Origin of the sequence: Serratia quinivorans (genome assembly GCF_946227985.1) — a bacterium.
Classification (GTDB): Bacteria; Pseudomonadota; Gammaproteobacteria; order Enterobacterales; family Enterobacteriaceae; genus Serratia; species Serratia quinivorans_A.
In genome coordinates this window covers 1-18,708 of the sequence record NZ_CAMKGL010000019.1, presented here as the reverse complement: position 1 = coordinate 18,708, position 18,708 = coordinate 1, and the positions used below count along the sequence as shown (strand labels likewise).

Sequence of the window (18,708 nt, the reverse complement as noted above, 5' to 3'; positions counted from 1 at the left end):
AGGGTGGTTGTTCAGGTCACACGGGCGCGCGATTTGTCAGCGTGCGCCCAACAGGTTTAACTCCGACAGGAGCCAATCCGTGAAAGACTTATTAAAGTTTCTGAAAGCGCAAACCAAGACCGAAGAGTTTGACGCGATCAAGATTGCTCTGGCATCGCCAGACATGATCCGTTCCTGGTCGTTCGGCGAAGTCAAGAAGCCGGAAACCATTAACTACCGTACGTTCAAACCAGAACGTGACGGCCTTTTCTGCGCCCGTATCTTTGGGCCGGTAAAAGACTACGAGTGCCTGTGCGGTAAGTACAAGCACTTAAAACACCGCGGCGTGATTTGTGAGAAGTGCGGCGTTGAAGTGACCCAGACCAAAGTACGCCGTGAGCGTATGGGGCACATCGAACTGGCTTCACCAACTGCGCACATCTGGTTCCTGAAATCGCTGCCATCCCGCATCGGTTTGCTGCTGGATATGCCGCTGCGTGACATCGAACGTGTACTGTACTTCGAATCCTATGTGGTTATCGAAGGCGGTATGACTAACCTCGAGCGTCGTCAGATCCTGACTGAAGAGCAGTATCTGGATGCGCTGGAAGAGTTCGGTGATGAATTCGACGCCAAGATGGGTGCGGAAGCTATTCAGGCCCTGTTGAAAAACATGGATCTGGAGCAAGAGTGTGAAACTCTGCGCGAAGAGCTGAACGAAACCAACTCCGAAACCAAGCGTAAGAAGCTGACCAAGCGTATCAAGCTGCTGGAAGCGTTCGTACAGTCTGGCAACAAGCCAGAGTGGATGATCCTGACCGTGCTGCCGGTACTGCCACCGGATCTGCGTCCGCTGGTACCGTTGGATGGCGGGCGTTTCGCGACTTCAGATCTGAACGATCTGTATCGCCGCGTGATCAACCGTAACAACCGTCTGAAACGCCTGCTGGATCTGGCTGCGCCTGACATCATCGTGCGCAACGAAAAGCGTATGCTGCAGGAAGCGGTAGATGCCCTGCTGGATAACGGCCGTCGCGGTCGTGCCATCACCGGTTCCAACAAACGTCCTCTGAAATCTTTGGCCGATATGATCAAAGGTAAGCAGGGTCGTTTCCGTCAGAACCTGTTGGGTAAACGTGTTGACTACTCTGGTCGTTCTGTAATCACCGTAGGTCCATACCTGCGTCTGCATCAGTGTGGTCTGCCTAAGAAAATGGCACTTGAGCTGTTCAAACCGTTCATCTACGGCAAGCTGGAGCTGCGTGGCCTGGCCACCACCATCAAAGCCGCCAAGAAAATGGTTGAGCGTGAAGAAGCTGTCGTTTGGGATATCCTGGACGAAGTTATCCGCGAACACCCGGTACTGCTGAACCGTGCACCAACCCTGCACCGTTTGGGTATCCAGGCATTTGAACCGGTTCTGATCGAAGGTAAGGCTATCCAGCTGCACCCGCTGGTTTGTGCGGCATACAACGCCGACTTCGATGGTGACCAGATGGCAGTACACGTTCCGCTGACTTTAGAAGCCCAGCTGGAAGCGCGTGCGCTGATGATGTCTACCAACAACATCCTGTCACCAGCGAACGGCGAGCCAATCATCGTTCCTTCTCAGGACGTTGTATTGGGTCTGTACTACATGACCCGTGACTGTGTTAACGCCAAAGGCGAAGGCATGGTGTTGAGTGGCCCGAAAGAAGCGGAGCGTATTTACCGCGCCGGTCTGGCTTCTCTGCATGCGCGTGTCAAAGTGCGTATCACCGAAGAGATCAAAAACACCGAAGGCGAGTCTGTACACCAGACTTCGATCGTCGACACTACCGTTGGTCGCGCCATCCTGTGGATGATCGTACCGCGCGGTCTGCCGTATTCGATCGTTAACCAGCCTTTGGGCAAGAAAGCTATCTCCAAGATGCTGAACACCTGTTACCGCATCCTGGGCCTGAAGCCGACCGTTATCTTTGCTGACCAGATCATGTACACCGGTTTTGCTTACGCTGCCCGTTCAGGCGCGTCAGTAGGTATCGATGACATGGTAATCCCTGCCAAGAAAGCAGAGATCATCGAAGAAGCAGAAACCGAAGTTGCCGAAATCCAGGAGCAGTTCCAGTCTGGTTTGGTTACCGCCGGCGAACGCTACAACAAAGTGATCGATATCTGGGCCGCAGCGAACGAACGTGTTGCCAAGGCAATGATGGAAAACTTGTCTGTTGAAGACGTCGTCAACCGTGACGGTGTTGTTGAACAGCAGGTTTCCTTCAACAGTATCTTTATGATGGCCGACTCCGGTGCGCGTGGTTCTGCAGCACAGATTCGTCAGCTGGCCGGTATGCGTGGCCTGATGGCCAAGCCGGATGGTTCCATCATTGAAACGCCAATCACTGCGAACTTCCGTGAAGGTCTGAACGTACTCCAGTACTTCATCTCCACGCACGGTGCTCGTAAAGGTCTGGCGGATACCGCACTGAAAACGGCTAACTCCGGTTATCTGACCCGTCGTCTGGTTGACGTGGCGCAGGATCTGGTGGTTACCGAGGACGACTGTGGTACGCACAACGGCATCATGATGACCCCGGTTATCGAAGGTGGTGACGTTAAAGAGCCACTGCGCGAACGTGTTCTGGGTCGTGTGACAGCAGAAGATATCATCAAGCCGGGTACGGCTGATATCCTGGTGCCACGTAACACCCTGCTGCACGAGAAGACTTGTGACCTGTTGGAAGAAAACTCTGTCGACAGCGTTAAAGTCCGTTCCGTCGTTAGTTGTGAAACCGACTTTGGTGTGTGTGCAAACTGCTATGGTCGCGACCTGGCACGTGGTCACATCATCAACAAAGGCGAAGCTATCGGCGTAATCGCAGCACAGTCAATCGGTGAGCCGGGTACACAGCTGACGATGCGTACGTTCCACATCGGTGGTGCGGCATCTCGTGCGGCTGCTGAATCCAGCATCCAGGTGAAAAACAAGGGTACTCTGAAGCTGAGCAATGTGAAGTTCGTAATGAACGCCGCAGGCAAGCTGGTGATTACCTCTCGTAACACCGAACTGAAGCTGATCGACGAATTCGGCCGTACTAAAGAACGTTACAAAGTGCCTTACGGTTCCGTGATGGGCAAAGGCGACGGTATGGAAGTTAACGGCGGCGAAACCGTTGCTAACTGGGATCCGCACACCATGCCAGTTATCACCGAAGTGAGTGGTTTCATCCGCTTCGCTGATATGGTTGACGGCCAGACCATTACCCGCCAGACCGACGAACTGACCGGTTTGTCTTCTCTGGTCGTACTGGACAGCGCAGAGCGTACCGGTAGCGGTAAAGACCTGCGTCCGGCACTGAAAATCGTTGATGCCAAAGGCGACGACGTATTGATCCCAGGTACTGATATGCCTGCTCAATACTTCCTGCCAGGTAAAGCGATTGTACAGCTGGAAGACGGCATTCAGATCGGTGCGGGTGATACCCTGGCGCGTATTCCTCAGGAATCCGGCGGTACCAAGGATATTACCGGTGGTCTGCCACGCGTTGCGGATCTGTTCGAAGCACGTCGTCCGAAAGAGCCGGCAATCCTGGCTGAAATCAGCGGGATTATCTCGTTCGGTAAAGAGACCAAAGGCAAACGTCGCCTGGTAATCTCACCGCTGGACGGCAGCGATGCGTACGAAGAGATGATTCCAAAATGGCGTCAGCTCAACGTGTTCGAAGGTGAAGTTGTGGAACGTGGTGACGTTGTTTCTGACGGCCCAGAATCTCCACACGACATCCTTCGTCTGCGTGGTGTGCATGCGGTTACTCGCTACATCACCAACGAAGTGCAGGAAGTTTACCGTCTGCAAGGCGTTAAGATTAACGATAAACACATTGAAGTTATCGTTCGTCAGATGTTGCGTAAAGGCACCATCGTTAGCGCTGGCGGCACCGAGTTCCTGGAAGGCGAGCAGGCTGAAGTGTCTCGCGTTAAGATTGCCAACCGTCAGCTTGCTGCTGAAGGTAAGATCGAGGCAACCTTCTCACGCGATCTGCTGGGTATCACCAAGGCTTCCTTGGCGACCGAGTCCTTCATCTCCGCAGCATCGTTCCAGGAAACGACGCGCGTTCTGACCGAAGCGGCTGTTGCCGGTAAGCGTGATGAACTGCGTGGCCTGAAAGAGAACGTCATCGTGGGCCGTCTGATCCCAGCCGGTACCGGTTACGCTTATCATCAGGACCGCATGCGCCGTAAAGCACAGGGTGAAACGCCAGTTGTTCCGCAGGTGAGCGCGGAAGAAGCAACGGCTAACCTGGCTGAATTGCTCAATGCTGGCAACCTGGGTGGCGGCAACAACGATTAATCGTTGAATGCGCCTTGGGGAACGGCATTGCCGGGCCCTGACCAGATAAACCGCTCCTTCGGGGGCGGTTTTTTTTTGTCTGCGAACTGGCTGGGTGAAGAGCAACAGGGTCATCAACATCTGAGGTCCCGGAGTCACGCGGGAGGGTAATCCGACGTGATCCGGGAGAGGGTAAGGCGAAACCGCCAGTATGGTGACAGTTTCGGCTGGCACCGGGTTTGGCAACCAGCATCGCCACTATAGCGGGGCTGATTTGCCTCGCCAGCGATGTCGATAGCTTCTGCGCAACGCTTCCCTCGTTTTTTTAACGGCGTTGCAAGATTTGCAGATTACTGCGGACTGCGCCCCAGGTATCCGTCCCAGTCTTTCCACACCGGCTGTAAACCGGCGTCGCTGATGGCTTGTGCCACCTGCTGCGGGGTACGGCCATCGTGGGGTTCAAACTGTTCCAGCTCGGGTGGCACATCGTCGGCATATCCGCCAGGCTGGGTTTTGGATCCGGCACTGACGCTGTTGATCGCCACCGGGATCATATGATCGCGGAAGAACGGTGACTCACGTGTCGATAAAGACAGCTCCACGTCAGGGGCGAACAGCCGGAAGGCACAGATTAACTGCACCAATTGCGGTTCACTCATGATCGATGCCGGTTCGATACCGCCGGCACAAGGGCGCAGGCGCGGGAACGAGATCGAGTAGCGGCTCTGCCAGTAAGTCTGTTGCAGGTAGAACAGGTGTTCAGCCAGCATATAGCAGTCGGTACGCCAACTGTTGGACAGTCCGATCAGGGCCCCGAGGCCGATCTTGTCGATCCCGGCGCGGCCCAGGCGATCCGGTGTGGCCAACCGCCAGTGAAAGTCCTGTTTTTGACCGCGCAGATGATGCTGCAGGTAGGTCGCGGGATGATAGGTTTCCTGATACACCAGCACGCCATCCAACCCCAGCGCCTTCAACTCGGCGTACTCCTGCTGCTCCAGCGGTTGTACCTCCATCATCAGCGAGCTGAAATGGCGGCGGATCGCTGGAATGTGCTGGCGGAAATAGTCCATGCCGACCTTGGTCTGGTGTTCACCGGTGACCAACAGCAAATGCTCAAAGCCCAATGCCTTAATCGCCAGACACTCGCGTTCGATCTCGGCGGCATCAAGGGTTTTACGCTTGATGCGGTTGCTCATCGAAAAGCCGCAGTAGGTGCAGTCGTTGGCGCACAGGTTGGACAGGTACAGCGGTACGTAGAAGCTGACCACATTGCCAAAACGTTGACGCGTCATCTGCTGCGCACGCTGCGCCAGTGGTTCCAAATAGGGCGCGGCGGCGGGGGAGATCAGTGCCATAAAGTCTTCGCGCGACAGTTTTTCCGCATTCAGTGCATGCTCGACATCACGTGCCGTTTTGCTATTAATGCGCAGCGAGATATCGTCCCAATCCAACCGGTGCCAGTGGCTACTGAAATCATCAGCCATCACAATGTCTCTCCTGTCTGGCTGAGAAAAGCGGTCAACGGGCTGGAGGCTACCGCATTACGCTGACTACTGCCCAATCCCGCCTGACGTGCCAGCTCGCCGGCCTCAAGCGCCAGGCGAAAAGCCCGTGCCATCTGCACCGGGTCACGTGCGACGGCGATTGCGGTATTCACCAACACGGCATCGGCACCCAGTTCCATGGCTTCCAGTGCATGGCTTGGCGCGCCGATGCCGGCGTCGACGACTACGGGCACCCTGGCCTGCTCGATAATGATCTCCAGAAAATCGCGGGTGCGCAGCCCACGGTTGGAGCCAATAGGTGCGCCCAGTGGCATGACCGCGGCACAGCCCGTTTCCTCCAGACGTTTACACAACACCGGATCGGCGCCGCAGTAGGGCAGCACCACAAAACCTTCTTTCACCAATATTTCCGCCGCCTTCAGGGTTTCGATCGGGTCCGGCAGCAGGTATTTCACATCGGGATGGATTTCCAGTTTCACCCAGTGGGTGCCAAGCGCTTCACGGGCCAACCGGGCGGCGAACACCGCTTCTGCGGCGGTCTTGGCGCCGGAAGTATTCGGCAACAGGCGTACGCCCAGTTGTTGCAGCGGCGCCAGAATTGCGTCATTACCGCCGCGCAGGTCAACACGCTTCATTGCCATGGTGACCAGCTGCGAGCCGGAGGCCTGTAATGCCTCCAGCATCAGCGTTGGGGTGGCGAATTTACCGGTGCCGGTAAACAGGCGTGAAGTGAAAGTGGTATCGGCGATTTGTAGCATGTCAGCCTCCGGCGATCGCTTGAAACAGCAGGATGTCATCGCCGTCTTGCACCAGGTGGTTAGCCCAGTCGGTACGCGGGATGATGGTTTGGTTGATAGCCAATGCCGTGCCCGGCTGGTGGCGTTCCAGTTGCTGGAGCAGGGCGCTGATGCTGATGGGCTGCGCCAGTTCCAGTGGCTGGTCATTAAGACGAATTTTCATGCTGTCCCTCCGCACGCCGGGCAGGTGCTGGCCTGACTGAGTTGCAAGGTGCTCCAGCTTTGTTGTTTACCGTCGAACAGCCGCAGTTTGCCGCTGATGGCGGAAGGCAGGCCCGCCAGCATTTTTATCGCTTCCAGCGCTTGCAGCGTGCCAATGACGCCGACCACAGGGCCGAGTACGCCAGCGGTACGGCAGTTGCGTTGGGGTTCAGTTTGCTCCGGATACAGGCAGGCGTAGCAGCCGTGGGCATAGGGAGGTTCTATCACCAGCAACTGACCGCTGAAACCCACCGCACTGCCGCTGATCAGCGGTTTACCGGCCTGGATGCAGGCGGCGTTCACCGCATGACGGGTTTCCATGTTATCGCTACAGTCCAAAATTAAATCGGCGCGTTGTACGGCACGCTGCAACATTTCCCCTTGCAGACGCTGTTCCAGTGCGATGGATTCGACCATCGGGTTCAGTGCCTGTAGCTGGTGCTTTGCCAGGACGGCTTTGCTTTGGGAAACGTCGCTGCTGCGATAGAGGATCTGACGCTGCAAATTGGTGACGTGCAGCCTGTCGTCATCGGCCAGCAGCAGGGTGCCGACGCCAGCGGCGGCCAGATAAAGCGAGGCGGGAGAGCCCAACCCGCCCAACCCGACGATCAGCACCGTCGACTGTTTTAGCTTCTCCTGGCCTTCGGGGCCGATGTCTTCCAGCAGCAACTGGCGGCTGTAGCGCAGGAATTCTTGATCGTTCAGCATGGCATCACTCCTTGCCTTCGATCAGTTGCAACAGTTGTGCGGTCGCTGCGCGCCAGTCCGCGGCCTGGGTAATGGCGCTGACTACCGCGACGCTACCGACGCCGCAATCCAGCACCGCCGCTACGCGATCGATACTGATCCCGCCGATCGCCACCGTTGGGTAGTCACTCAACCCGGCAATATGGCGTTTCAGTTCCACCAGACCCTGTGGGGCAGAAGGCATATCTTTGGTTTGCGTCGGAAAAATATGCCCCAGCGCGATATAGGAAGGTTTCACCGCAATAGCTCGGGCCAATTCGTTATCGTCATGGGTGGAAACCCCCAAACGCAGCCCGGTGCGGTGAATGGCTGCCAGATCGGTAGTATCCAAATCCTCCTGGCCGAGATGTACGCCATAGGCACCATGCTTTATCGCCAATTGCCAATAGTCATTGATAAACAAGCGGGCGTTGTAGCGCTTGCCGAGCGCAATAGCGGCGGCAATGTCGTCCTCGACCTGTTCATCCGGCAGATCCTTAATCCGCAATTGAAGGGTGGTAACGCCCGCTTCCAGCAAGCGGGCAATCCATTCAACGCTGTCGACTACCGGGTATAGCCCCAACTTGTGAGGCGTGGCGGGGAAGGGCGTGGTGATATCAGTCATTGCTCAGCTCCTCTTGCAGGTTGCCGGCGCTGTGGTACAGCTCGCTGCCGCGTGAGCGGAACTCGGCTGACATTTTTTCCATGCCGGTTAGCTGCACTTCTATCGGTTGGGCCGCTTCCTGCGCGGCGGCATAGTCGCGAACCTCCTGCGAGATTTTCATCGAGCAGAATTTTGGCCCGCACATAGAGCAGAAGTGGGCGATTTTGCCAGACTCTTGCGGCAGGGTTTCGTCGTGATAAGCGCGTGCGGTGGCTGGGTCGAGCGCCAGATTGAACTGATCTTCCCAGCGGAATTCGAAGCGCGCCTTGGACATGGCGTTATCGCGGATTTGTGCACCGGGGTGGCCTTTCGCCAGGTCGGCGGCGTGAGCGGCAATTTTGTAGGTGATCAGCCCCTGTTTGACATCCTCTTTGTTCGGCAGCCCGAGGTGTTCCTTTGGCGTGACGTAACACAGCATGGCGCAGCCGAACCAGCCGATCATCGCGGCCCCGATACCGGAGGTAAAGTGGTCATAACCTGGGGCAATATCGGTGGTCAGTGGGCCGAGAGTGTAAAACGGTGCCTCGTGGCAGTGTTCCAGCTCCTCGGTCATGTTGCGGCGGATCATCTGCATAGGCACGTGTCCGGGGCCTTCGATCATCACCTGCACGTCATATTCCCAGGCAATTTTGGTCAGTTCTCCCAGGGTGTGCAGTTCGGCGAACTGTGCCTCGTCGTTGGCGTCCTGAATTGAACCCGGCCGCAGACCGTCACCGAGGGACAGAGAGACGTCATAGGCGGCGCAAATCTCACAGATTTCGCGGAAGTGCTGGTACAGGAAATTTTCCTGATGATGCGACAGGCACCATTTCGCCATGATTGAACCGCCGCGGGAGACGATGCCGGTCAGGCGTTTGGCGGTCATCGGCACGTAACGCAGCAGCACACCGGCGTGAATGGTGAAGTAGTCAACCCCTTGCTCCGCCTGCTCCAGCAACGTATCGCGGAACATTTCCCAGGTGAGGTTTTCCGCCACGCCGTTCACCTTTTCCAGTGCCTGATAGATAGGCACAGTACCAATCGGCACCGGGCTGTTACGCAGGATCCATTCGCGGGTTTCGTGGATATAGCGACCGGTGGAAAGATCCATCACGGTATCTGCGCCCCAGCGGGTGGACCACACCAGTTTCTCGACTTCTTCCTCGATAGAGGAGGTCACCGCCGAGTTGCCGATGTTGGCATTAACCTTCACCAAGAAGTTACGGCCGATAATCATCGGTTCGGATTCCGGGTGGTTGATATTGGCGGGGATGATGGCGCGCCCGGCTGCGACTTCCTGGCGAACGAATTCCGGCGTGATGTTCTCCGGCAGGTTGGCCCCCCAACTTTGGCCAGGATGCTGGTGGCGTAACACCTCGCCACGGATGCGCTCGCGCCCCATGTTTTCGCGAATGGCGATAAATTCCATTTCCGGGGTGACGGTGCCGGCACGCGCGTAGTGCAACTGGGTCACGCATTTGCCCGGCTGTGCCTTGCGTGGCAACGGCAGATATTCAAAGCGCAGGTGATCCAGGCCTTCATCTGCCAGACGCTGCTGGGTGAAACCTGAACTGACGCTTTTGAGGGCTTGGGTATCACCGCGTTCAGCGATCCAACCGGCGCGTAGCTTCGCCAGGCCGGTATGCACGTTGAGTTCGGATTGGGGGTCACCGTAAGGGCCGGCAGTGTCGTACACCGGAATGGCTTCGTTTGGCTCGTACTTCGGGTTGTCCTTATCGCCACCGCTCAGCGTCGGGCTGAGCTGAATTTCACGCATTGGCACCTGAAGGTCACTACGTGAGCCCTGCAGATAGATACGGCGCGAGTTGGGGAAGGCAACGCCTTGCAGGGTGTTGATAAACTGCTGGGCTTCTTCGCGTTGCTCTTTACGAGCGCGGGGTTTGTTAACGTTAGACATAGCAAGTTCCTACCAGTGTGTTGGGTTGGGAAAGTTGCTTGTCTGGAGCTCGGAGGGAGTAATGATGCTGGCCGGCAAAGCGGGATTATCCCAAATCGGGGTCACCTGCCTGTGGCGATAGATTACTCTTGTTCCCTTCGCGGGTATTAACCCGATCAGGTTCCGCGGATCCCGAATTAACGGTCTCAGCCTGGCCAATTTGATGAACAAATCAGGCGCTAGGCACTCCGACAAGATGCCCTCCAGTATAGGAGGGATAATAAAAAAGACTACAAAATTTTAGCGGGCCGGATCCAGCGTCTTGTCTGGCTCAGCCTGCTGCCAGGTTTCAGCTGCCAATTGGATCAGCCTGTCTTCAAGGGTAAAACGAGCCGCCAGGGTTTCACCGATGTCGGACAACGCCTGATGTAATTCCAGACACACGTCCTGATCGATATCCACTTCGGTATAGCGATCGTGGAAAGCCATGATCTGCTCGGTATTGGCCCACAGCTTGGGATAGATGTTGACCGCCAGAGACATTTTCGGACTGGATGCGCCTTCCACTTGTTTGATTATTCTGTCATAGATATGAAAATGGCCGGCGGAGAGATAATCCACCAGATTATGGCAAAAGTTCTCCAGCGCTTTTTCATTCAGCGGCGTATGCTTTTCTTTGTTAGGTTTAATGCCCACCAGGGCACAATAGGCGACCAGCAACTGCTTGCGTGCCTGAAGCCATTGATCTACTAATTCATTACTACCACCAACGCGCTGAGTCAGGCTTTCCAAACGGTTGAGCATGTTTGACTCCGTAAGTAATAAAACGTAACAGTAAGTTATTAAAATGTAACAAGGCCGATTTGTAGAGTGCCAGTGAAGCTGAGGTTGTGCAACAACGATATGGAACTTGCATTAACGGGTAATGAAAATGGCTGGTGGATCGTCAGCCATGAAAGCAAACTTTGGTTACCGAACGGTGAATTACCGTGCGGTTTGGCTGCGTCATTTTCCCTGCAGGGAAGAATGGCCCGTAGTATTGGTGAATGGGAAGGGTTGCCGGTCTGGCTGGTGCGCCACGCAATGCCGCAGGAGATGGGCTCGGTACGCCAACTGTTAGAACTCGATCGCGGGCTGTTCCAACTTGCCGGACGGGGCGTACAACTGGCCGAGTTTTACCGTTCTCATCGCTATTGCGGTTACTGCGGTCATGAGATGCATCTTAGCCGTACCGAAAGTGCCTGCCTGTGCGGTAACTGTCGGGAGCGCTACTACCCGCAAATCGCCCCCTGCGTGATCGTTGCCATTCGGCGAGACGATGAGATCCTGCTGGCGCAACATGTGCGCCATCGCGGCGGTATTCATACCGTACTGGCCGGCTTTGTCGAGGTTGGCGAAACGCTGGAGCAGGCGGCCGCACGCGAAGTGATGGAAGAAAGTAATATTGAAATCAAAAACCTGCGTTATGTCACCTCACAACCCTGGCCGTTCCCGCACTCGTTGATGATGGCCTTTATGGCCGATTACCACCGCGGCGAGATCCGCCACGATCCAAAAGAGCTGCTTAACGCCGGTTGGTACCGCTACGATCGGTTGCCGCTATTACCGCCGCCCGGCACGGTAGCGCGTCGCCTGATAGAGGACACCGTAGCCTTATGCCGTGAGCAATAAATCGCTACAATACCGGCAGATGAATAAGGGAGCCCCATAAATGAATGAGTTGAAGAACGATCGTTACCTGCGCGCACTGCTGCGTCAGCCGGTGGATGTGACCCCTGTATGGATGATGCGTCAGGCCGGTCGTTATTTGCCGGAATACAAGGCTACCCGCGCTCAGGCCGGTGATTTCATGTCGCTGTGCAAGAACGCGGAGCTGGCTTGTGAAGTTACGCTGCAGCCGCTGCGTCGTTTCCCGCTGGATGCGGCGATCCTGTTCTCCGATATCCTCACCATTCCCGATGCTATGGGGCTGGGTCTGTATTTCGAAGTCGGTGAAGGCCCGCGTTTTTCCTCGCCTATCACCAGCCGTGCCGATGTTGACAAGCTGCCGGCGTTCGACCCGGAAGTGGAACTGGGTTATGTGATGAACGCTGTGCGTACCATCCGTCGCGAGCTGAAGGGCGAAGTGCCGCTGATCGGTTTCTCAGGCAGTCCGTGGACGCTGGCGACCTATATGGTGGAAGGCGGTAGTAGTAAGGCCTTCACCAAACTGAAAAAAATGATGTACGCCGAGCCGGCTACGTTGCACCTGCTGCTGGATAAGCTGGCAGACAGCGTCATCTTGTATCTTAACGCCCAGATTAAAGCCGGTGCGCAGTCGGTGATGGTCTTCGATACCTGGGGTGGCGTGCTGACCGGTCGTGACTACCGCGAGTTCTCACTGCATTACATGCACAAGATTGTTGACGGGCTGCTGCGTGAAAACGACGGCCGCCGTGTGCCGGTCACGCTGTTCACCAAAGGTGGCGGCCAGTGGCTGGAGGCGATAGCGGCAACAGGTTGTGACGCGCTCGGACTCGACTGGACGACGGATATCGCCGAGGCACGCCGTCGCGTAGGGGACAAAGTCGCGCTGCAGGGCAATATGGACCCTTCCATGCTGTATGCGTCACCTGAGCGCATTGGCCAGGAAGTGGAAACCATTCTGGCCGGTTTCGGCCACGGCGAAGGACACGTATTCAACCTGGGCCACGGCATTCACCTGGACGTGCCGCCGGAGAACGCCGGTGCCTTTGTTGAGGCGGTCCACGCGCAGTCGGGGAAATACCATCGTTAAGGATTGGATGTGATAGAGACTCAAGCCCTGCGCGCAGAACAACGGTTGCGCGCCTCCGAAGTCATTCGCCAGGATGATTTTTTGGTCGACTCACCGGCCTTTATCGCCGGTGCCGACGTGGGCTTTGAGCAGGAAGGCGCGGTAACCCGCGCCGCCATCGCCATCCTGCGCTATCCTTCGCTGGAACTGGTGGAATATCAGGTGGCACGGGTTGCCACCACCATGCCCTATATCCCCGGTTTTTTATCGTTCCGTGAATACCCTGCATTGCTCGCAGCCTGGGAGCAAGTGCATCAAAAGCCGGACTTGGTACTGGTTGACGGCCATGGCATTTCGCATCCGCGCCGTCTGGGCGTAGCCAGCCATTTTGGCCTGCTGGTCAACGTACCGACCATCGGCGTAGCCAAAAAGCGCCTGTGCGGTAAGTTCGCCCCGCTGGACGAGGCTACAGGTGCGCTGGCCCCGCTGGAGGACAAAGGAGAGCAGCTTGGCTGGGTATGGCGTAGTAAGGCGCGCTGTAATCCGTTGTTTATCTCCACCGGCCATCGTGTCGGTGCCGACAGTGCATTGGCCTGGGTGCAACGTTGCATGGCGGGCTACCGTTTGCCGGAACCTACACGCTGGGCCGACGCCATCGCCTCGCGCCGCCCGGCCTTCCAGCGCTGGCTGCAGCAGCATCCAGAGGTGTCGCAATGACCGATTTCGGGTACACTGCGGCGCAGATAACGCGTAAGAGAGTGAATAATGCTACGTAACCCGATTCATTTACGTCTGGAAAAGCTTGAAAGCTGGCAACATTTGACCTTTATGGCCAGTTTGTGCGAGCGTATGTATCCGAATTACCAGATGTTCTGTCTGCAAACCGAGTTCGGCGAACCGGCAATTTACCGCCGTATTCTGGATTTGGTGTGGGAAACTCTGGTGGTCAAGGACGCCAAGGTCAACTTTGACAGCCAGCTGGAGAAGTTGGAAGAGGCGATACCCTCGGCAGAAGATTACGATCTTTACGGCGTTTACCCGGCGATTGACGCCTGTATCGCATTAGGGGAACTGATCCATTCGCGACTCAGCGGGGAGACGCTAGAGCACGCCATCGCCATCAGCGAAACGTCAATTCGCACCGTGGCGATGTTGGAAATGACTCAGGCCGGTAAAGAAATGACCGACGATGAGCTCAAAGTTTTGCCTGCGGTAGAGGAAGAATGGGACATCCAATGGGAAATTTTCCGCCTGTTGGCTGACTGCGAAGAGCGTGATTTGGAACTGATCAAAGGGTTGCGTTCTGACCTCCGCGAGGCCGCGGTTAGTAATATCGGGATAAAATTAACGCAATAAGGCAAGAAAACGTGATTTAACGCCTGATTTGTCATGCCTTAAGGCTTCACATCCGCACCCTGTCTGGTCTACATTTGGGGGGCGGAAAAAAAGTGGCTATCGGTGCGTGTATGCAGGGAGTGCTGTACATCGGCATATCCGTCGCACTCGATGCTTTGCAAACGATAAACACACTGTAAGGATAACTTATGAACAAGACTCAACTGATTGATGTAATCGCGGACAAGGCTGACCTTTCCAAAGCACAAGCTAAACTGGCTCTGGAATCCACCCTGGCTGCTATTACTGAGTCTCTGAAAGAAGGTGATGCAGTACAATTGGTTGGTTTCGGTACTTTCAAGGTAAACCACCGCAACGAGCGCACTGGTCGCAACCCGCAGACTGGTAAAGAAATCAAAATCGCAGCTGCTAACGTGCCTGCGTTCGTTTCTGGTAAAGCACTGAAAGACGCAGTTAAGTAATACTGCGTGTTGGTGAAAAGATTAAACAGAGGGGCAATTGTGCCCCTTTTGTTTATCCGACAGGCGCTTATGGTCATCGGCATTGCCGCTGGCCTGAGCGCCTGCAGCAGTCATTCAGATCTTCCTTCCTTTAGTGCCAGTGGTTATGTGGCCGACCAGGGCGTTATGCGCCTGTGGCGTAAAGATGACGAGCGGCACCGCCCACTGGTGTTGATGAGCGTCTATAGCCCTTATCGTGGTCCGGGCACCGTTACCACGCTGTACGAATATCAAGACGGTAAGCTGCGCCAAATCAAACGCACTGACGCCGATGGCGATCAAGACTCCATTCAATTGCGCTTTGCCGATGACGGCGGAGTAAGCTTTATGCAGCGCCAACTGGCCACGCGGCGTGAACAACTGACCGCCGACGAAATTGCGCTGTATCAATACCAGGCACGACGCGTGCTGGAACTGAGCAATGCGCTGCGCGCTGGTAAGGTGAAGTTGTTGCAGGGGCGTTGGCTACAGGGAGTAGTACAAACCTGTGATGGTCAAACGTTGAAACCAGATCTGGATAGCAGTGCCGAAGCCTGGATCGCGCGACGTGCCCTCAATAGCAGCCAGCCGGTGAATATAGCCTGGTTGGATGCGCCGGAAGGGCGTGAACTGCTGCTGGTAGCGAACGATGATTTTTGCCGCTGGGAACCGAAAGAAGACCAGCTATAAAAAAGGCCCCGCATTGCGGAGCCCAGAGTCACTCTCGATGTTCAGATCATTTGCCGCGAGCAATCGCGCGATAGCCAATGTCCTTACGGCTAAAACTACCCGGCCACTGAATACCTTCCGCTAATTGATAGGCGCGTTGTTGCGCTTGAGCCACCGTCTCACCCAGTGCGGTTACGCACAACACACGACCACCGTTGGTGACCACGTCATCGCCCTGCATGCGGGTACCTGCATGGAACACCTTACCGTCGGCACTTTCCTGCTGTGGCAGACCCTGAATGACTTCACCGTTGTTGTAATCACCTGGATAACCGCCGGCTGCCAGCACCACGCCTAGCGCAGGACGCTCATCCCACTCGGACGTTTTCTCACCCAGCTTGCCTTCTGCACCGGCCAGACACAACTCGACCAGATCAGAACGCAGGCGCAACATGATTGGTTGCGTCTCCGGATCGCCAAAGCGGCAGTTGAACTCAATCACCTTCGGCTGGCCGTCGGCGGAGATCATCAACCCAGCGTAAAGGAAGCCGACGTAGGTATTACCTTCCGCAGCCATGCCACGTACGGTAGGCCAGATGACCTGATCCATGGCGCGCTGATGGATTTCGTCGGTGACTACCGGTGCCGGGGAGTAGGCACCCATGCCACCGGTGTTCGGGCCGGTATCACCGTCGCCGACGCGTTTGTGATCCTGGCTGGTGGCCATCGGCACCACGTTTTCGCCGTCGACCATCACGATAAAGCTGGCTTCTTCACCTTCAAGGAACTCTTCTATCACGATACGGTGACCGGCATCGCCAAAGGCGTTACCAGCCAACATGTCCTGCACCGCGTCTTCGGCTTCCTGCAGCGTCATGGCGACGATTACGCCCTTGCCGGCGGCCAGGCCGTCGGCCTTGATAACGATGGGGGCGCCTTTGCTGCGCAGATAGGCGAGCGCAGGTTCAACTTCGGTAAAGTTCTGGTATTCGGCGCTCGGGATGTTATGACGTGCGAGAAAGTCTTTGGTAAAGGCTTTAGAGCCTTCTAATTGGGCCGCTGCCTGGGAAGGGCCAAAGATTTTCAGGCCGGCGGCCTGGAAGGCATCGACCACACCAATGACCAGCGGTGCTTCCGGCCCGACGATGGTGAGACCGATATCATGACTCTGGGCAAAGGAAACCAGTGCCGAAATATCGGTAGCGGAGATCGCGACGTTCTCGAGATTGCTTTCCAGTGCGGTACCGGCATTGCCCGGCGCAACATAAACTTTATCCGCCAAAGGCGACTGAGCGGCTTTCCAGGCCAGCGCGTGTTCACGCCCGCCGTTGCCGATAATTAAAATATTCATCAGGTGCTCCACGCAGAGCGTGCGCCGTAGCGCACGCGGCAAAAGGGATTAATGGCGGAAGTGGCGCATGTCGGTGAAGATCATCGCGATGCCGTGCTCATTGGCGGCGGCAATCACTTCGTCATCACGGATCGAACCGCCTGGCTGGATCACGCAGCTGATACCCACCGCTGCGGCGGCATCAATGCCATCACGGAACGGGAAGAAAGCGTCAGATGCCATGGCAGAACCTTTGACTTCCAGGCCTTCGTCCGCGGCTTTGATCCCGGCGATCTTGGCAGAGTAAACGCGGCTCATCTGGCCGGCGCCTATACCGATAGTCATGTTGTCGCGCGCATAGACGATAGCGTTGGACTTCACGAACTTGGCGACTTTCCAGCAGAACAGTGCATCACGCAGTTCCTGCGCGGTCGGCTGACGTTCAGATACCACGCGCAGATCGCCTTCGCTCACCATGCCCAGATCGCGATCCTGCACCAGCAGGCCGCCGTTGACACGTTTGAAGTCGAGGGCGGCAATACGTTGTTGCCATTGGCCGCAGGCCAGTACGCGGACGTTCTGTTTGGCCGCCAACAGGGAGCGAGCTTCCTGGCTGATGCCTGGCGCGATAATCACTTCCACAAACTGACGGCTGATGATGGCCTGTGCGGTAGCGGCGTCCAGTTCGCGGTTGAAGGCGATGATGCCACCGAAAGCAGAGGTTGGGTCGGTTTGATAGGCGCGCTCATAGGCTGCCAGAATATCATCGCCGATCGCCACACCGCATGGGTTGGCGTGCTTGACGATCACGCAGGCCGGCTCGGCGAACTCCTTCACACATTCCAGTGCGGCGTCGGTGTCGGCGATGTTGTTGTAGGACAGCGCTTTGCCTTGCAGTTGTTCTGCGGTGGCGACAGAGGCTTCCTGAACGTTCTCTTCTATATAGAAGGCCGCTTGCTGGTGGCTGTTCTCACCGTAGCGCATATCCTGCTTCTTTATATAGTTGAGGTTCAGGGTACGAGGGAAACGGCCGGCAGGCTGCTCGGTATCGCCATGGTAGGCAGGAACCAGTGCGCCGAAGTAGTTGGCGATCATGCTGTCGTAAGCGGCGGTGTGTTCGAAGGCTTTGATGGCCAGATCGAAACGGGTGGTGTATTGCAGAGAACCGTCGTTGTTATCCATCTCGGTAATAATAGCGGCGTAGTCGCTGCTCTTTACCACGATGGCGACGTCTTTATGGTTCTTGGCCGCGGAGCGCACCATGGTTGGGCCGCCGATGTCGATGTTCTCGACGGCGTCTTCCAGTGAGCAGTTCGGACGCGCCACGGTTTGGGCGAACGGATAAAGGTTTACCACCACCATGTCGATCGGCTTGATGTCATGCTGACCCATGATGGCATCGTCCTGGCCGCGGCGGCCAAGAATACCGCCGTGTACTTTGGGGTGCAGGGTCTTTACTCGTCCGTCCATCATCTCCGGGAAGCCGGTGTAGTCGGAAACTTCGGTAACAGGCAGGCCGGCATCTGCCAGCAGGCGGGCGGTGCCACCGGTGGAGAGCAGTTCAACGCCACGCTGGGACAGCGCTTCGGCGAATTCAACGATACCGGCTTTGTCAGAGACGCTGAGCAGGGCCCGGCGGATTGGACGAGGTTGTTGCATGGTTTTATCCCTTGGCTTTGGAGTCGCAATAAAAGAGCGTTACGTGAATTTCCACCTTCTACTCTTTATAAGGAAAGGTTTTTCTCTCTATAAAGGGGTAATCAGGCACAGATTCAGGTAACGCCCCCGTAAAAAGGGGAGCGTTTCGTCGCGGGGAATTGTAGCGAAAACGTTTGCGTGGCGCTCGTAAAATTTCCGGGCAAATCACTTCTGTGGATAAGTTTGTTAACAACAGGGTATAAAGCGGGGTTTTGCTGTGGAATGCAGCAAACGATCGTTTTTGTCGAAAATACCTATTGCGGCCTCCTGAGAACTCCCTATAATGCGCCTCCATCGACACGGAACATGTGAACAACTTCACAGAGTCTCCGGGGTTCGAAGAGAAAAAATCCTGAAATTTAGGGGT

General features: G+C 56.2%; 17 protein-coding genes and 1 riboswitch. Of the genes, 7 read left to right on the top strand and 10 right to left on the bottom strand.

Annotated features, from left to right (window positions below):
- The first annotated feature begins 79 nt into the window (after window positions 1-79).
- On the top strand, window positions 80-4,306 hold the full coding sequence (gene rpoC / locus OCH02_RS25065; protein ID WP_261433534.1) for a DNA-directed RNA polymerase subunit beta': 4,227 nt from the start codon (window positions 80-82) through the stop codon (window positions 4,304-4,306).
- Between the two features lie 329 nt (window positions 4,307-4,635).
- On the opposite strand, the gene thiH is transcribed toward rpoC, so the two are convergent.
- The 7 genes from thiH to rsd form a co-directional block, all read right to left on the bottom strand.
- On the bottom strand, window positions 4,636-5,769 hold the full coding sequence (gene thiH / locus OCH02_RS25060) for a 2-iminoacetate synthase ThiH (protein ID WP_261433533.1): 1,134 nt from the start codon (window positions 5,767-5,769) through the stop codon (window positions 4,636-4,638).
- Window positions 5,769-6,548 (bottom strand): thiazole synthase, encoded by a 780-nt coding sequence (locus OCH02_RS25055; RefSeq protein WP_261433531.1) that lies wholly within the window; start codon window positions 6,546-6,548, stop codon window positions 5,769-5,771. The genes thiH and OCH02_RS25055 overlap by 1 nt, the downstream gene beginning before the upstream one ends.
- Before the next feature lies 1 nt (window position 6,549).
- The gene (gene thiS, locus OCH02_RS25050; protein WP_135314764.1) at window positions 6,550-6,750 is read right to left on the bottom strand and encodes a sulfur carrier protein ThiS; all 201 of its coding nucleotides are present in this window, start codon (window positions 6,748-6,750) and stop codon (window positions 6,550-6,552) included.
- Complete coding sequence (locus OCH02_RS25045) at window positions 6,747-7,496, bottom strand: HesA/MoeB/ThiF family protein (protein WP_261433530.1); 750 nt, start codon at window positions 7,494-7,496, stop codon at window positions 6,747-6,749. Before OCH02_RS25045 ends, thiS begins: the two co-directional genes overlap by 4 nt.
- Before the next feature lie 4 nt (window positions 7,497-7,500).
- Window positions 7,501-8,139 (bottom strand): thiamine phosphate synthase, encoded by a 639-nt coding sequence (thiE, locus tag OCH02_RS25040; protein ID WP_261433529.1) that lies wholly within the window; start codon window positions 8,137-8,139, stop codon window positions 7,501-7,503.
- The gene (gene thiC / locus OCH02_RS25035) at window positions 8,132-10,075 is read right to left on the bottom strand and encodes a phosphomethylpyrimidine synthase ThiC (protein ID WP_261433528.1); all 1,944 of its coding nucleotides are present in this window, start codon (window positions 10,073-10,075) and stop codon (window positions 8,132-8,134) included. Before thiC ends, thiE begins: the two co-directional genes overlap by 8 nt.
- 115 nt (window positions 10,076-10,190) lie before the next feature.
- Window positions 10,191-10,315: riboswitch (TPP riboswitch) on the bottom strand.
- Between the two features lie 39 nt (window positions 10,316-10,354).
- Window positions 10,355-10,858, bottom strand: a complete 504-nt coding sequence (rsd, locus tag OCH02_RS25030) for a sigma D regulator (RefSeq protein ID WP_261433527.1) — start codon at window positions 10,856-10,858, stop codon at window positions 10,355-10,357.
- A gap of 99 nt (window positions 10,859-10,957) precedes the next feature.
- Here rsd and nudC point away from each other — a divergent pair, with 99 nt between their 5' ends.
- From nudC to OCH02_RS25000, 6 genes are all read left to right on the top strand, one after another.
- A complete protein-coding gene (gene nudC / locus OCH02_RS25025; RefSeq protein ID WP_261093956.1) occupies window positions 10,958-11,725 on the top strand; it encodes an NAD(+) diphosphatase in 768 nt (255 codons plus the stop codon).
- Between the two features lie 40 nt (window positions 11,726-11,765).
- On the top strand, window positions 11,766-12,830 hold the full coding sequence (gene hemE, locus OCH02_RS25020; RefSeq protein WP_261433526.1) for a uroporphyrinogen decarboxylase: 1,065 nt from the start codon (window positions 11,766-11,768) through the stop codon (window positions 12,828-12,830).
- Window positions 12,831-12,839: 9 nt separating this feature from the next.
- Entirely contained in the window at window positions 12,840-13,526 is a 687-nt protein-coding gene (nfi, locus tag OCH02_RS25015; RefSeq protein WP_261433524.1) for a deoxyribonuclease V, read from the top strand.
- 48 nt (window positions 13,527-13,574) lie between these two features.
- A complete protein-coding gene (locus tag OCH02_RS25010) occupies window positions 13,575-14,165 on the top strand; it encodes a YjaG family protein (protein WP_135314772.1) in 591 nt (196 codons plus the stop codon).
- 188 nt (window positions 14,166-14,353) lie between these two features.
- Window positions 14,354-14,626 carry a nucleoid-associated protein HU-alpha gene (gene hupA / locus OCH02_RS25005; RefSeq protein ID WP_012004757.1) on the top strand — a complete coding sequence of 91 codons (273 nt, stop codon included), beginning with the start codon at window positions 14,354-14,356 and terminating at the stop codon, window positions 14,624-14,626.
- Between the two features lie 69 nt (window positions 14,627-14,695).
- A complete protein-coding gene (locus OCH02_RS25000; protein ID WP_261433537.1) occupies window positions 14,696-15,334 on the top strand; it encodes a DUF1481 domain-containing protein in 639 nt (212 codons plus the stop codon).
- Between the two features lie 46 nt (window positions 15,335-15,380).
- Here the strand turns inward: OCH02_RS25000 and purD are convergent, their stop codons facing one another.
- The 3 genes from purD to OCH02_RS24985 all read right to left on the bottom strand — a co-directional run.
- Window positions 15,381-16,664, bottom strand: coding sequence for a phosphoribosylamine--glycine ligase (gene purD / locus OCH02_RS24995; RefSeq protein ID WP_261433523.1), 1,284 nt, complete (start codon window positions 16,662-16,664; stop codon window positions 15,381-15,383).
- A gap of 48 nt (window positions 16,665-16,712) precedes the next feature.
- Window positions 16,713-18,302 carry a bifunctional phosphoribosylaminoimidazolecarboxamide formyltransferase/IMP cyclohydrolase gene (gene purH / locus OCH02_RS24990; RefSeq protein ID WP_261433522.1) on the bottom strand — a complete coding sequence of 530 codons (1,590 nt, stop codon included), beginning with the start codon at window positions 18,300-18,302 and terminating at the stop codon, window positions 16,713-16,715.
- Window positions 18,303-18,360: 58 nt separating this feature from the next.
- Window positions 18,361-18,708: hypothetical protein (locus tag OCH02_RS24985; protein ID WP_261433521.1), on the bottom strand; the 348-nt coding region annotated here is incomplete at its 5' end.